This window comes from Pantoea sp. Lij88 (assembly GCF_030062155.1).
Taxonomy (GTDB): domain Bacteria; phylum Pseudomonadota; class Gammaproteobacteria; order Enterobacterales; family Enterobacteriaceae; genus Pantoea.
Map to the genome: position 1 here is coordinate 1,606,943 of NZ_CP118269.1, position 15,457 is coordinate 1,622,399.

The following is a 15,457-nucleotide window of genomic DNA, read 5'->3' on the forward strand; positions in this document are numbered from 1 at the left end:
TCAGGCGTTTATGACAAATATGAATGGCCGCTGACATTTTCCGTTTATCTGGTGTTGCTTTACTGGCGGCTATCCACAGTTCGCAGGAGCGAGGCGATGACAGCCACACCGATACTGGAAATGCGGGGAATTACCCGACGCTTCGGCAATTTTTATGCCCTGAAGGGGGTCGATCTCACGGTGTATCCCGGTGAGGTTCACGCGCTCATGGGAGAGAACGGCGCGGGTAAAAGCACACTGATGAAGATTCTGGCCGGTGCCTATACCGCCAGCAGCGGGGAAATTCTCATTGAAGGCAAACCCTACGCCCTAAAAGGGCCGAAAGAGGCGCTGGCTGCCGGGATTACCCTGATTTATCAGGAGATCAACCTGGCACCCAACCTGACGGTGGCGGAGAACATTTTTCTGGGCAGCGAAATCGCCCCCGGCGGGCTGGTGAAGCGGCGGCAGATGGCCGAAGAGGCGCAGCGGGTGATTGACCGGCTCGGTGCGCAGTTCAGCGCCTGGGATCTGGTCAGTCGTCTGAGCATCGCCGAGCAGCAGCAGGTGGAGATCGCCCGTGCGCTGCAACGCAACAGCCGCATTCTGGTGATGGATGAGCCGACCGCCGCGCTCTCTAACCGTGAAACCGAACAGCTGTTCGCGCTGATTAAACGGCTGCGCAGCGAAGGCATGGCGATTATCTATATCAGCCACCGTATGGCGGAGGTTTATGAGCTGTCGGATCGCGTCAGCGTACTGCGTGACGGCGAGTATGTCGGCAGCCTGACACGTGACCAGCTGAACGCCAGCGAACTGGTGCGGATGATGGTCGGACGGCCGCTCAGCGACCTGTTCAACAAAGATCGCGGGATCCCTTCAGGCAACATCCGGCTGGCGATTAATCACCTGACCGACGGCGGCAAAGTGCATCCCAGCAGTCTGGAAGTGCGGGCCGGGGAGATTGTCGGGCTGGCCGGTCTGGTGGGCGCAGGCCGCAGCGAACTGGCACAGCTGATCTTCGGCGTACACAAGCCGAAAGCGGGCGAGATCTGGATCGACGGCGAGAAGGTCACCATTCATTCACCGCGTGATGCGATTGCGCGCGGCATTGGCTTCCTCACCGAGAACCGCAAAGAGCAGGGGCTGTTTCTGGAGATGGCCGCGCAGGAGAATATCGTGATGGCCACGCTGGAGCGTGATGCCAGCATGGGGCTGCTCAACCGCCGCAAAGGGCAAACCATCGCCAATGAGGCGATTGCCTCACTCAATATCCGCGTGCCCCACGCTCAGGTCCGGGCGGGCGGTCTGTCGGGCGGTAACCAGCAGAAACTGCTGATCTCACGCTGGGTGGCGATTGGCCCGCGCATCCTGATCCTCGATGAGCCGACGCGCGGCGTGGACGTCGGCGCCAAAAGCGAGATCTACCGCATGATGCAGGAGATGGCGCGACAGGGCGTGGCGATTTTAATGATCTCCAGCGAACTGCCGGAAGTGGTCGGGATGAGCGACCGCGTTTACGTGATGCACGAAGGCACCATCGTCGGTGAGCTGGAGGGCAGCCACATCAGTCAGGAAAATATTATGACGCTGGCAACCGGTGCGCATAGCGCGTCAGCAGGCGAAATCTAAGGAGACCACCATGACACAACTGGCCCGCACCAAAGCGCCGACGCTGAAACGCGCCCTGATGGGCGATCTGCTGCAAACGGTGGGTATTCTGCCGATTCTGATCCTGATCGTGGCGGTATTTGGTTTCGTCACGCCGAACTTCTTTACCGAAGCGAACCTGCTCAACATCACCCGTCAGGCGTCGATCAATATCGTGCTCGCGGCGGGCATGACCTTTGTGATTCTCACCGGCGGTATCGACCTGTCGGTGGGATCGATGCTGGGCACCACGGCGGTAGTGGCGCTGGTGGCGTCGCTGGATCCGATGCTTGCCTCGCTGACCATTCCGATGGCGCTGGGCGCGGGTCTGGTGATGGGGCTGTTCAACGGTATCCTGGTCGCCTGGGCCGGATTGCCGCCCTTTATCGTGACGCTCGGCACCTACACCGCACTGCGCGGAGCGGCTTATCTGCTGGCGAACGGCACCACGGTAATCAATTCCGATATCAATTTTGAATGGATCGGCAACGGCTATCTCGGGCCGGTGCCGTGGCTGATTGTGATTGCCTTTGCGGTGATCGCCCTCTGCTGGTTCATCCTCCGTCGCACCACGCTGGGCGTCCATATCTACGCGGTCGGCGGCAATATTCAGGCTGCACGTCTTACCGGTATCAAGGTCGGCGTCGTGCTGCTGTTTGTCTACGGCATGAGTGGTCTGCTGTCGGGGCTGGCTGGTCTGATGAGCGCCTCGCGACTCTACAGCGCCAACGGCAACCTGGGCGTTGGCTATGAGCTGGATGCCATTGCGGCGGTGATCCTCGGCGGCACCAGTTTTGTCGGCGGCATCGGCACCATCACCGGCACGCTGATTGGCGCACTGATTATCGCCACGCTGAATAACGGCATGACGCTGATGGGCGTCTCCTATTTCTGGCAACTGGTGATCAAAGGCGCGGTGATCATCATCGCGGTCCTGATCGACAAATACCGTACCCGTCATCATGTGAGTTGAGGCTTAAAAGGGCGGATGCGCCATTCAGCCTCCGCCACCCAAAAAACGCCATTAAGCGGTTGGCACCTTGAAAACAGCAGGAGAAGGTCTATGCGTTTTAATCCGATTGTAACCGGGCTGCTGGCGGCAACGCTGTTCAGCACCGGTATGGCTCAGGCAAAAGAACTCAAATCTATCGGCGTCACGGTCGGCGATCTGGCTAACCCCTTCTTCGTGCAGATCACCAAAGGCGCAGAGATGAAGGCGCGTCAGCTGGCGGGCGATAAGGTAAACGTGACGCTGGTCTCCAGCGGCTACGATCTCGGTCAGCAGGTGGGTCAGATTGATAACTTTATTGCGGCGAAAGTCGACATGATTATCCTCAATGCCGCCGACTCCAAAGGGATCGCCCCGGCGGTGAAGCGGGCGCGTGACGCCGGTATCGTGGTGGTGGCGGTTGACGTGGCAGCGGATGGCGCGAATGCGACCATCACCTCCGATAACACCGAGGCGGGCGCGATGGCCTGTAAATATATTTCTGACCGCCTGAAGAACAAAGGCAACGTGGTGATCATCAACGGACCGCCCGTCTCCGCCGTGCAGAACCGTGTTGAAGGCTGCATGAACGAGCTGAAAACCCATCCGGAGATCAAGCTGCTCTCCTCCAACCAGAACGCCAAAGGCAGTCGTGAAGGCGGACTGGAAGTCATGACCGGTCTGCTCTCGGCTAACCCGAAAATTGATGCGGTATTTGCCATCAACGACCCGACCGCGATTGGTGCCGACTTAGCGGCGAAACAGGCGCAGCGCAGTGAATTCTTTATCGTGGGCGTCGATGGATCGCCGGACGGGGAAGAGGCGCTGAAGCGCAAAAACTCACTGTTCGTCGCCACGCCAGCCCAGGACCCGCAGGTCATGGCAGCCAAAGCGGTCGAGATTGGCTATGACATCCTGCAGGGCAAACCGGCCCCGGATAAGCCGGTGCTGATCCCGGTGAAACTGATCGATCGTAATAATATCGGCAGCTATCAGGGCTGGACGGTGAAATAAGCGTTAATGCGGCACCTCCGGGTGCCGCCCTCAGGAAGCCACCATGCAACGTTCAGAGGTTAACTATTACCTGCAACATACCCGCGAGTTCTTCCGTCAGCAGGATGTGCATCTGCCGCGGTGGGCCGATTACAGCGTCAGTCAGTGGCGCGCCCAGGATCGCGAGGTGGCACAGGAGATTCTGGCGCTGCGGCTGGGCTGGGATCTCACCAGCTTTGGCGCGGCAGATTTTATGCACACCGGGCTGACGCTGTTTACCCTGCGCAACGGCTCGCCAGGCGGACAGCCGTGGCATAAACCCTACGCCGAGAAGATCATGCACGTGCGTGAAGGGCAGCTGACGCCGATGCACTATCATCCGCGCAAGATGGAAGACATCATCAATCGCGGCGGTGGCAACCTGATTGTCGAACTGCATAACCGCGAGGGTGACGGACTGGCTGACTCGCCGGTGGCGGTGTCGCTGGATGGCCTGCGCCAGATCCATGCGGCCGGAACACAGCTGCGGCTCTCTCCGGGTGAAAGCGTGACGCTGGAGGCGGGCATCTGGCACAGTTTCTGGGGTGAAAACGGCTTCGGCGACGTGCTGGTGGGCGAAGTATCAATGCCCAACGATGACGAAAACGACAATGTATTTCTGACGCCGCTGGCCCGTTTCAACCCGCTGCATGAGGATGAAGCGCCGCGCTGGCTGCTGTGTAATGACTATGCGAACGGCTTTCTCTGAAACGTCTTTCTCTGAAACGGTGTGCAGGCCCGCCAGGGGTTACGCGGCAGGCTGCATTAACCCTGCGATCCGATCCCCTGTAAGGGTTCAGCGCCGGTCAGCCTGAGTTTTCTGATGCTGCGGGCGGGCGGCTCGCCGAACAGCCGCGCATACTCACGCGTAAACTGCGTCAGACTCTCATAGCCCACATCAGCCGCGACGGCGGCGACATTGCCCGGTCGCAGCGCCAGCCCTTTGCGTGCCTCGTAAAGCCGCAGGTGTTTCTGATACTGCAGCGGCGAGAGTCCGGTGCAGGCCCGGAATCCACGATGAAACGCCGACAGGCTCATGCCTGCAATCGCTGCCAGCGCCTCAATGCGAAACGCGTCGGCATAGTGCGTGCGCAGCCAGACCAGCGCCTTCCTGATCTTCGCGAAATGCCCGTTCACCTCCGCCGCCTGACGCAGCACGCCGCCCTGCGGACCCTGCAACAGCCGGTAAAGAATCTCGCGCTCGACTAACGGGGCCATTACTCCTATCTCATCCGGCTTTGCCAGCAGGCGCACCATCCTCAGCCAGGCATCCGCGAGCGCCTCATCCACCCGGTTGACTGCAATACCACGCTTCGTCACAGGAAGATCGGTGACGGGCATCTGATGCAGCAGATCGCTGATGGCCGCGAAATCGAGCGTCAGACGCACGGCCAGATAAGGTGAGGTTTCGCTGGCAGCGGTAATGTCGCCGGTGGCGGGCAGATCGAACGACGCGGTAAACATCTCCCCGGCGGAATAGCAGATAGTGAGGTCGCCTACCTGCAGCCTTTTTTCCCCTTGCAGGATCAGGCTGACAAACGGCGAATAGATTTCCGGCGGCAGGGCCATCGGCTGGCTGACGCGATAAAAATCCACGCGCGGAATCGTCGTCGCAGTCAGGTCGTCAGCCGCGCATGCCAGCACTTCCTCTCTTAACGCCTCAAAACCCTTCATGTCACGCGTCTCCGGCGGGATTAGCGCCTGTGGGAAGAAAAGCAGGAACAGGCAAATTTTAGGCAGAATTGCAGCCGCCGCGCAACCGGCTGAGGATTATGCTCGTTTTCTGTCCGTTTTGCAGGAAGACGTTTAATGAACATCAGAGATTCAGTGATCATGATTACCGGCGCCTCGTCGGGAATTGGCGAAGCCACGGCGCGCGCAGCGCTGCAGGCCGGTTCGCGGGTTATCTTACTGGCGCGACGTAAACAGCGTATTGATGCCCTGGCTGAGACGTCCGTCAATGCACTGGCGGTCGCCTGCGATGTCACCCAGGCCGACGAGATTGAAAATGCTGTCAGACAGGGGCTGGCACGCTTTGGCCGGATTGATGTGCTCATCAACAATGCCGGGCAGGGGTTGTTTGCCTCTGTTGAGGAGATTGATACGGCGGCATTCAGGGCGCTGCTCGACCTTAACCTGATTGCTCCACTGATGATGATGCAGGCAGTGATCCCGCAGATGCGGGAGCAGAGCGCAGGCAGCATTATCAACGTCAGCTCCGGCGCGACGCTGGCGACCTATCCGGGATCGGCGGCCTACACCAGTTCTAAGGCGGGACTGAATATGCTCTCGGATGTGGCTCGGCTGGATCTGGCTGACGCCGGAATAACTGTTTCCACCATCTATCCGTTTGTGACTGCCTCGGAATTTTATCAGTCAGTGAAATCGGGACAGGAGGTCGCGACTGAGCAGAGCGCCGCATTCGCCGCGTTCGCTCACACTCCGGAACGCGTGGCCGAAACGATTCTCGCCGTCATCACAAGTGGTGAAGCGCAGGTCGATCTGGTGCCGCGCGCGTATGGCGGGAGTGACGATGGGTAGGATCGGGCCGCTGTTCGCCGGCCCGGCGGGGTGACTCAGGCGATCTGGCTGGCGCGCAGCGCGGTTTCGGGTTTCATCACGTCAGCCGAAAAGACGTAACCCAGCCCGCGGATGGTGCGGATCAGATCGGGCTGATGTGGGTTGGTTTCGATTTTGCGGCGCAGTCGCATGATCAGCACGTCGATGGTGCGGTCAAAGACATCTAGGCTTTCGCTATGGGTCAGCTCCAGCAGCTGATCGCGGGTCAGCACTTTGCGGGCGTGACGCACCAGCGCGCGCAAAAGGGTATATTCTCCCTGCGTCAGCGGCACCAGCTCACGCTGCGGATTAAACAGCTGGCAGCGGCCATCGTCCAGTTGCCAGCCGCCAAAGCGCCAGCCCGCCTGTTCGGGATCGGGCTGCGCAATCCGTCCGCTGCGACGCAGGGCCGCACGGGCGCGCGCCACCACCACGCGTGGATTAAAGGGTTTAGCGATGTAATCATCTGCCCCCATCTCCAGACCCACCACCATCTCCGCTTCCGAACCCATACCGGTCAGCATAATCACCAGCACTTCCGGTCGCTGCCGCTGAAGCTGCTGCAACACCAGTAATCCGTTGGTATCGGGCAGCATCATATCCAGCATCACCAGCGAGATTTCCGGGTGCTCGCTGAGCATCGATAGCGCCTCACGTCCCTGATGACAGCGGTAGACCGTTAACAGATGTTCACTTAACGCATCCTGCAGGACATCGCAGACAGCAGGATCGTCATCCACCACCAAAATCGCTGGCTTCATGGCGCGGCCTCAATGTTACGAAAGAGTTAATTCTGGAGTCTACACAGGCCAGAAAAGGTTGCTGAAGCAGCGTGCTGAAACGTGACCAGCTTCGCCTGTGAGAGTGCGGAAGCGTGCGCTGGCGCAGAGTTTTTCGGGGTTGCTCTTTTACCGCAGGAAAACGATTGCGCGGGATCGGTGCATTGCACCATAATCGCGCCTCGTTTTGGTTAGGAATCTTCTTAGGCGTGTCCGGCTCTGCCAGGTAATCGATTGCGTCGGTAGATGGCATGGCAATTGCTTTGGGCAGTGGGTAAGGCAGGGATTTCAGGCGGTTCTGGCACGCAGGTATGCAGCGGCCGGTATCCATGTCCCGGAAACAGAATAAATCAGCATGCAAACCCCTTTGGCAAGAGAGACTGATGTCTCCTGTATCGAGAGATGATGATGTTAGAAAAACTATTCAAACTCAAAGCGCATAACACCACGGTTCGTACCGAGATTATCGCCGGGATCACCACCTTCCTGGCGATGGCTTATATTCTGTTTGTGAACCCCAGCATTCTGGGCGCAACCGGCATGGACAAGGGCGCGGTGTTTGTTGCGACCTGTCTGGCGGCGGCGATTGGCTGCGTGCTGATGGGGCTGATTGCCAACTACCCGATTGCGCTGGCTCCGGGCATGGGACTGAACGCCTTCTTCACCTACACCGTCGTGCTGCACATGGGTTACACGTGGCAGGTTGCGTTGGGCGCGGTGTTTCTCTCGGCGGTGATTTTCTTCGCGATGTCGCTGTTTAAGATCCGTGAGTGGATTATTGCCAGTATCCCGCTGCCGCTGCGCGCCGGGATTGGTGCCGGTATCGGTCTGTTCCTGGCGATCATCGCGCTGGAAGGGGCGGGCATCGTGGTCGATAACCCGGCGACGCTGGTGGGCATTGGCGATCTGACTAAACCGGGGCCGCTGCTGGCGATGCTCGGCTTTGTGGTGATCGTGGTACTGGAAGCCCGTCGCGTAACCGGTGCGGTGCTGATTGGTATTCTGCTGGTGACCTTTATCTCGATGGGCATCGGTCTGTCGCCGTTTGCTGGTGTCTTCTCTGCGCCGCCGTCAATTGCACCGACCTTTTTGCAGCTGGATATTGCCGGGGCGTTTAACGTCGGCCTGATCAGCGTGATTTTTGCCTTCCTGTTTGTCGATGTGTTTGATAACACCGGCACACTGCTGGGCGTGACCAAACGTGCCGGTCTGGCGGATGAGCAGGGTAACGTGCCGAAGATGGGCCGTGCGCTGATTGCCGACAGTGCGGCTGCGCTGTTTGGCTCGCTGCTGGGCACCTCGACCACGACCAGTTATGTGGAATCGGCGGCGGGCGTCAGTGCCGGTGGCCGTACCGGACTGACCGCAATTGTGGTGGGTGTGCTGTTCCTGCTGGCGCTGTTCTTCTCGCCGCTGGCTTCCAGCGTCCCGGTTTATGCCACTGCGCCTGCGCTGTTGTTTGTCGCCGTACTGATGGCATCGGGTCTGGCGGATATTGACTGGAAAGATATCACGACTGCCGCGCCGGTCACCGTGACCGCGCTGACCATGCCGCTGACCTATTCCATCGCTAACGGCATCGCGTTTGGTTTCATTACCTGGACGCTGGTGAAGCTGCTGAGCGGTCGTGCGAAAGAGGTGAATGCGGCGCTGGTGATACTGTCGATTCTGTTTGTAATTAAGCTGGGTTGGCTGAGTGCTTAACTGATGCCTGGCGGCAGGGATGCTGCGCTGGCGGCGGGCCTGCACACTGAGCAGGTTACGCCCGCCAGGCGGTGGGGAGTTTGAGGTCGCCTGTGCAGGCGGACGCGTCAAGGGGCGGACGCCCGCCCCTTAACAATCCCGGCGTCCGGCTGCCTGCGCGCCCCGTTTCACGGGGTACCTTCGTCACGCCCTGCGGCCCGCGGACCGTCCGGACGCGCCATCCCTGGCGCGAAACGTCCTTTCGCCGACGTCCTGTCGGCTCATCCTTGCCTCCTGTTGTTCCTCAGCGATTTGGACGCCTCTCTTAAAACCCCTGTCGGTGGGTTTCTTTGCCGGTAGGGTGGATTCCGCCCGCTTAAAGCGAGGAAGAACTGTCTTGTTTCGCTTTGTGGGCGGATGCCTCTCCAGAGGCCCCGGCTGCATGTTCTGTGTTTCTTCTTTTGTACCGGGTAGCTTCTGACTGCTGACTTCAGTCTGACTGGATGGACGCCAGTATAATAATGCCCGGCAATATCAGCACCCCACTGGACTGTTTTATCCGTTTTTACGCGAGCCAGCGGTGAGTCTCACCCATAAAAAAGGCTTCCGGAGGGAGCCAGATAAAGCCGTTGTTCAACATTTAATATATCCCTGGTGAAGGATATAAAAAGTTATCGACCCTCTTTCAGCCCTATTAAGCGCACCCGTTGTAGATTTTATTTGCCGGGCATCACATTTTTATTTGTGTGTGTTTATTTATCAGCCAGCTATGAAAGTGTTCGTCTGCAGACAGGGAGCGCTTTGCGAAGCGGCGCTGTCAGAGAGCTTCCTTATTAAAGAGATGCGACTTAACTGCAATTTATAAAAAAACGATGCCGCGTAAAATGATGGTTTCCCATCATAATCCATAAAATAAAGGTGTAATATTTACGTTATTATTTTATTCGTAAAAAGAATTTTTGATCGTGACTTCCTCTGACCAATCAAATCATGCACTTGCCGCCGTGGATTTTTACCAGCCCTAAAAAATATTTTAACAGCCTGCCTGCTCCTGCTTCATGTCGAAAATGATGTTACTCCTGTACCTGTTGTTACCAGCAAAATTGCCGATAAATTCTGAACGTGAAGCTGAAACTCAAACGTTAGTCTGAAAATAGTTACCTCAGTACGGTTCTGGAAGTTTCCGGATTTTTCTTCTGAGGTTTTCTCTGACAGCGTCACTGCTGAAGCTGAATCAGCGCTGGCGTTTACAACGGCAATAAGAGAGTGCAGGGTAATGGAATGCAGAAAAAATATGAACTCGTGAAAGACATAAAGATACGTACTGACCTGTTACTTTTGCAGCTCAGCGAGGGGACGTATACCTCACTGGATGCATACATTAATAATTTAACTCATATCAGGCTGGCTTATTGTGAATACAATCCCTTCACCACCGATCCTGAGTTTCTCGCGTGGTTACAGCGAAAAGATGCCACCTTTCTGCCTGAAATTGCCCTTACAGGCAGGCTGATAATGGCGCTGCAAAATTTTTTCAGGTTAGCCATCAACGCAACCTAATAAGATGAAAGTAAACAAAGTACTAATCACTCTTTTGATCTGCAGCCGCATCGGTTTGCAATAAGGATTCAAGGAACTTTCTCTGCTGTTCCGTCAAATCGAGTCGCTTTATCTTTTGCACAAGTTCTTCCGGAGGAACGTCACCATAGCCGTCGTTCTTTTTACGATACTGGTCGGTCGCCAGAGCATGATTAAGGACAGAGAACAGCACAATCCAGAACAGCGCACAGAAGATCATCATCAATATCCACACAGTTCTTCGGTTCTTTTTCAAAGCAGGTGCTCCGGTTTTGTATTAATCAGTCAGACTGGTTCTGCTAACCTGAATTTAAAGGGGCGTGTGAATCCAAATCTTTAAGCTGAAGCAGTATGCACGGCTGATTTATCGGAGCAATACAGCCATAGTGGCCTTTTTGATATCTTTTAGTGAAAAATGGAAGGGCAAATATATGAAATTGCATCACCTGCGCTATTTCATTGCTGTAGCAGAAGAAGGACACTTTGGCCGTGCGGCTGAACGCTTAGGAATTGGCCAGCCCCCCTTGAGTTTGCAAATACAGCGTCTGGAAAAGCGGATACAAATAAAATTATTTCATCGCCGTTCCAGAGGAGTTGAACTTACTGAAGGCGGCAAGGTGTTACTCAGGCATGCACGACATATTCTGGCTAATGTTGATGATGCGTTGAATGACGTGCAACGCTTCAGGCGAAGTGAAAGTAACGAAATAAATACAGGCTTTGCAGGAGGAACCTGGTTCAATCCGGATGTGGCCGCTCGTCTCCGCCAGTTTAAAAGTCATCACACTGAACTACTGATGAAGTCCGTTCTGGCGGGGCATGCACCTGACCTGATCAGGAAACTTCTGGAGGGCAATGTGGATGCGGCATTTATTCGTCCGCTTACGGATACGCTGGATGGTATTGAGCTTACACCGGTTGTGCAGGAGCCTTTAGCTGTTGTATTACCTGTAAATCATCGGCTTGCTACGGCAGGCGGCGTTATTTCGCTGGACAGGCTGGCACCTGAAAATTTTGTTCTGTGCGAGAGAAACAACATCGGAAAACTGTCTGATGACCTTATGGCTGCCTGTCATCAGGCGGGATTTACGCCCCTGTGCGAACAGTATGCACTGCAGGTTGAGGCGATCATTCCCATGGTCAGTGCCGGTTTTGGTATTTCAATTGTCCCTGATTCTTTGCGAAACAGTTTACATGGCGGAGTCGTCTTTTTACCGCTTCAAAACCTGAAACTCAATACGGCTGTCTTACTCGCAACCCGACATCGTGATGCCTCGCCAGCTATTCACAAATTCAGGAAGGCGTTTGCGACGGTTTCTGCTGCCACCGGCTAAACCGTTCCGGACGTTATTTGTAAGGTTATTTTATAAATGCGCCTTATTTATTGTCTGCGGCTAAAAGCGTAATAAAAAAATGAACATGTGTTTTCTTTTGCTTTTTTTGTCGGGAGATCACTTCCTGCATATAACAGCCAAAGAGTCTCTCTGAGAAAGATATATGGACTTTTTATGACATAACCAGCAGGTCACAGGATGCAGGGTGTCACGCCGTAATAATTTCCCAGGCCATAAATATAAGATATCTGATTGCTTTAAAGCCATTGCTGGTGCGCTGACAGCGCCCCGGACGTTTGTGATTTAGATAACAATCCTCGCAATGGGTTATTAATCCTGATGTAAGCCTTTTACGTGATAAGTATTTACTGAAGTCAGAAAGAGATATGCCGATATATCACCATCGCCGACCCCTTTAAGGAATTATAATGAAAATCTCCACACGCCTCGGTTCCGGATTTGGCACGTTAATCATCTTCTTTTCCATCTGTATCGTTGTCGCTATTCATTCTCTGTATCAGGCTAAAACCACCCTCGAATCGGTTGTTCAGGGCGACATGAAAAAAACAAAACTCATTAATGAGCTAACCCTGGCGCAGCGCGACATGGCGATAACCGTCAGGAACCTGTCACTCTTTTCTGATCAGGCCCTTATTGAGGCGCAGTCGGAACGCCTGGTGAAACTAAAAGCCAAATTTGCGGCCAGCAGAGATCAGCTGAATAAGATGATTAGCGCGTCGGGTGACAGTGAAGAATTTAAAGCGTTGACGAAAATCACCGACAGCGAGAAGAATGCCCTGGACGCCTTCAGCAATACCGTTCCACTGGCACTCGCAAAAAACAGTGATATCACCGTTAAGTATCTGCTGGAAATCGTCCGGCCTGCGCAGGTTCCGTTGCTTGACGGATTAACCCAAATGACTGAAATCCTGACTCAGCAATCAGAGGCTTCAGTGGCTCAAAACGCGAAAACGACAGAAAGTGCCTGCATCATCCTGCTGACGCTTTTAGCGGCGGCGATTTTGTTTGGCACAGGCACGAGCGTTTACCTGATTCGTAAACTTATGCAGGAACTGGGCGATGAACCTGGTACAGCGCGAAATCTTGCTTATGCCATTACCAACGGGGATCTGACCACGCCGGTCAGGCTGAAGAAAAATGATACGCTCAGCCTCATGGCTTCGCTGAACAGCATGCAGGTACGACTGCGCGATGTTGTTTCAGAGATTAAATCAGGCTCTTCTTCAGTAGCCCTTTCTGCGAATGAAATTTCAGAAGGTAATAATGAGCTGGCCTCCCGTACTGAACAGCAGGCGGCGGCATTGCAGGAGACGGCTGCGAGTATGGAACAGCTGACCGCTACCGTACAAAGCAACAGCAAAACGGCCAGAGAAACGGCTAACTCAGCAAGAGAGACCGCGTCGATTGCTAAAAAAGGGGAAACTGACGTCAAACGAATGTCAGACACCATGAGTGATATTTCTAAGAGTGCGACTAAAGTCAGAGATATCACCGCCGTCATAGAAAGTATCGCATTCCAGACCAATATCCTTGCCCTCAATGCGGCGGTTGAAGCCGCACGCGCGGGAGAAACAGGACGCGGTTTTGCTGTCGTCGCCTCTGAGGTCAGAACGCTGGCACAGCGAAGCGCTACCGCTGCGAAAGACATCAAGACCCTGATTGAACAGGCGGTCGGGCAGGTCGATTGCGGCGTGGCCGTCGCCAGTGATACCGGCCAGAGCATTCTGAAAGTCGTGCACAGGGTGGATGAACTGGCAGAATCCATGGATGCCATTGCGCTGTCGTCGGCTGAACAAATGCAGGGGATTACGCAGGTGAGCATCGCTGTCAGTCAGATGGATGGGGTGACTCAAAACAACTCCGCTCTGGTCGAGGAATCTTCAAGTGCGTCACAGTCACTCTCTGATCAGGCACAGTCGCTCCGGCTGATTGTAGAGACCTTTAAAGTCTGAATTGTCCCGGCATGGCATGCGCTTTGGCTGAATTCCAAAGCAAGAGGCCGGGACTGCCTGTCAGCAGTACCGGCCTCTGTCGCATCAGGCGGTTAAAACCCTACCTGAAAGGCGGCTCATTAAACGTCCGCAGCTTACGCGAATGCAGCTTGTCGCCCTCGGCGCGCAGCAGCTCAACCGCGTGGATACCGATCTGCAGATGCTCCGAAATTGCGCCCTCATAGAAGCGGTTCGCCTGACCTGGCAGTTTGATCTCGCCGTGCAGCGGTTTGTCGGAAACGCACAGCAGCGTGCCGTAGGGCACACGGAAACGATAACCCTGCGCGGCAATGGTGGCGCTCTCCATATCGACCGCGACCGCGCGGCTCAGGTTAAAGCGCAGTGCCGACGCAGAGTAGCGTAACTCCCAGTTGCGATCGTCGGTGGTCACCACGGTGCCGGTGCGCAGCCGCTGTTTCACCTCTTCGCCTGGCATGCCGCTTACCGATTTGGTGGCGTCATACAGTGCGCGCTGCACTTCGGCAATGCTGGGCACCGGGATGTCTGGCGGGAGCACGCTGTCGAGCACGTGATCGTCACGCAGATAGGCGTGAGCCAGCACATAATCGCCGATTCGCTGACTTTCACGCAGGCCACCACAGTGACCAATCATCAGCCAGGCATGCGGACGCATCACCGCCAGATGATCGCAGATGGTTTTGGCATTCGACGGGCCGACACCGATGTTAATCAGCGTAATACCCCGGCGATTCGGTGAGGTGAGATGCCAGGCCGGCATCTGGTGCTTCTTCCACGCCAGATCGGAAAGCATCGACTCGCTGTCGGCGGTGTCGGCGGTCAGCACGACATCACCGGCGCAGGCCAGACTGTCGTACGGCGTACTGGGATCGCGCACCTGCTCGATTGCCCAGCGCACAAACTCATCAACATAGCGGGTGTAGTTGGTGAACAGCACAAACGGCTGGAAGTGCTCGACGCTGGTGCCGGTGTAGTGACGCAGGCGCGCCAGCGAGAAGTCGGTGCGCAACGCGTCGAAATGCGACAGCGGGAATTTGGCATCGGCGTGGAACAGACCATCGGTGGTCTCATCGCCAATCTGCGACAGTTCGGTGGTCGGGAAGTGGCGCGCGATACCGGCGCTCATGGTGCGATCCAGTGACAGGTCGGAGCCGTCGATCACGTAAGGATAGGGGATCTCCTGGCTGGACGGCACCACGTCGATCTCCAGCTCATACTCCTTCTCCAGCATCTGAAGCTGTTCCGAAATGTAGTGACGCAGCAACGCCGGGCGGGTGACGGTGGTGCTGTAGCTGCCGGTGTGGGTGAAACGTCCCCAGGCTCGCGTGCGATTCTGCTGCGGACCTTCGCCGTGCCAGCTGATGCGCAGCTCCGGGTAGACAAACAGTCCTTTCGCCCGATCGGCCTCATCCGGCAGCGTGCCGTTTTCGGTAAAGGCTTTAATCGCCGCGCGCAGCGCATCGACGGCGCCATCGTACAGACGTTCAAGTTCATCCAGCGCCTGCTGGCTGGTCAGGTTTTTCCGTAGTGTCGGCATGGTTTCTCCTTCCATTTTTTTCCGCAATTTGCCCCAAGCTTAGCGGGTTTGTTAGAGAGATTGGTGAAGAATCTGTGATCGCCTTTTTTTTGCGCTAACGACGCAGAAAATCTGAGCAGTGCGGTTTTAAAAGAAAATCCGGCGCGCTGAAATCCATTAAGAAAATCTTTACTATTTCAGCAGAGATATCATCTCTTTCAGACGCTCTTCAGGTGACAGCAGTGAGGCAAAGCAACCCGCAGCAAAGTATTAACATCCGATCATAACCGCAGGGAAATAATCAGCTTTGCTACAGCGGGCGGGGCAGGGAGGCAGAATCTGCCGTTACGGGATTAAAAAGTTTGTAA

13 protein-coding genes are annotated in these 15,457 nt (G+C 55.7%); 9 read left to right on the top strand and 4 right to left on the bottom strand.

What is annotated here, in order from left to right; all coding sequences use genetic code 11:
* Positions 1-96 precede the first annotated feature (96 nt).
* The 4 genes from PU624_RS11190 to PU624_RS11205 all read left to right on the top strand — a co-directional run bounded on the left by PU624_RS11190 (position 97) and on the right by PU624_RS11205 (position 4,358).
* A complete protein-coding gene (locus PU624_RS11190; protein WP_283547678.1) occupies positions 97-1,611 on the top strand; it encodes a sugar ABC transporter ATP-binding protein in 1,515 nt (504 codons plus the stop codon).
* 10 nt (positions 1,612-1,621) lie between these two features.
* Entirely contained in the window at positions 1,622-2,602 is a 981-nt protein-coding gene (locus tag PU624_RS11195; protein ID WP_179895426.1) for an ABC transporter permease subunit, read from the top strand.
* Positions 2,603-2,692: 90 nt separating this feature from the next.
* Positions 2,693-3,631: an ABC transporter substrate-binding protein gene (locus tag PU624_RS11200; RefSeq protein WP_283547679.1), complete on the top strand. Its 939-nt coding sequence runs from the start codon at positions 2,693-2,695 to the stop codon at positions 3,629-3,631.
* Between the two features lie 43 nt (positions 3,632-3,674).
* Positions 3,675-4,358: a D-lyxose/D-mannose isomerase gene (locus PU624_RS11205; protein WP_283547680.1), complete on the top strand. Its 684-nt coding sequence runs from the start codon at positions 3,675-3,677 to the stop codon at positions 4,356-4,358.
* A gap of 56 nt (positions 4,359-4,414) precedes the next feature.
* Here the strand turns inward: PU624_RS11205 and PU624_RS11210 are convergent, their stop codons facing one another.
* The gene (locus tag PU624_RS11210) at positions 4,415-5,323 is read right to left on the bottom strand and encodes an AraC family transcriptional regulator (RefSeq protein WP_283547681.1); all 909 of its coding nucleotides are present in this window, start codon (positions 5,321-5,323) and stop codon (positions 4,415-4,417) included.
* Between the two features lie 135 nt (positions 5,324-5,458).
* Here PU624_RS11210 and PU624_RS11215 point away from each other — a divergent pair, with 135 nt between their 5' ends.
* On the top strand, positions 5,459-6,190 hold the full coding sequence (locus PU624_RS11215) for an SDR family oxidoreductase (RefSeq protein ID WP_283547682.1): 732 nt from the start codon (positions 5,459-5,461) through the stop codon (positions 6,188-6,190).
* A gap of 35 nt (positions 6,191-6,225) precedes the next feature.
* Here PU624_RS11215 and PU624_RS11220 read toward each other — a convergent pair whose 3' ends face one another.
* On the bottom strand, positions 6,226-6,969 hold the full coding sequence (locus tag PU624_RS11220) for a response regulator (protein ID WP_283547683.1): 744 nt from the start codon (positions 6,967-6,969) through the stop codon (positions 6,226-6,228).
* 423 nt (positions 6,970-7,392) lie between these two features.
* On the opposite strand from PU624_RS11220, the gene PU624_RS11225 reads away from it, so the two are divergent.
* Positions 7,393-8,691, top strand: a complete 1,299-nt coding sequence (locus PU624_RS11225) for an NCS2 family permease (RefSeq protein ID WP_197042348.1) — start codon at positions 7,393-7,395, stop codon at positions 8,689-8,691.
* Positions 8,692-9,951: 1,260 nt separating this feature from the next.
* A complete protein-coding gene (locus tag PU624_RS11230; RefSeq protein ID WP_283547684.1) occupies positions 9,952-10,230 on the top strand; it encodes a hypothetical protein in 279 nt (92 codons plus the stop codon).
* Positions 10,231-10,252: 22 nt separating this feature from the next.
* On the opposite strand, the gene PU624_RS11235 is transcribed toward PU624_RS11230, so the two are convergent.
* Positions 10,253-10,504, bottom strand: a complete 252-nt coding sequence (locus tag PU624_RS11235) for a hypothetical protein (RefSeq protein WP_283547685.1) — start codon at positions 10,502-10,504, stop codon at positions 10,253-10,255.
* 175 nt (positions 10,505-10,679) lie between these two features.
* Between PU624_RS11235 and PU624_RS11240 the strand changes: the two genes are divergently transcribed.
* Together PU624_RS11240 and PU624_RS11245 are read left to right on the top strand one after the other, a co-directional pair.
* Positions 10,680-11,582: a LysR family transcriptional regulator gene (locus tag PU624_RS11240; RefSeq protein ID WP_283547686.1), complete on the top strand. Its 903-nt coding sequence runs from the start codon at positions 10,680-10,682 to the stop codon at positions 11,580-11,582.
* A 428-nt stretch (positions 11,583-12,010) separates the two neighbouring features.
* Positions 12,011-13,555: a methyl-accepting chemotaxis protein gene (locus PU624_RS11245; RefSeq protein WP_283547687.1), complete on the top strand. Its 1,545-nt coding sequence runs from the start codon at positions 12,011-12,013 to the stop codon at positions 13,553-13,555.
* 100 nt (positions 13,556-13,655) lie between these two features.
* Here the strand turns inward: PU624_RS11245 and PU624_RS11250 are convergent, their stop codons facing one another.
* The gene (locus tag PU624_RS11250) at positions 13,656-15,110 is read right to left on the bottom strand and encodes an AMP nucleosidase (RefSeq protein WP_283547688.1); all 1,455 of its coding nucleotides are present in this window, start codon (positions 15,108-15,110) and stop codon (positions 13,656-13,658) included.
* Positions 15,111-15,457: the final 347 nt, after the last annotated feature.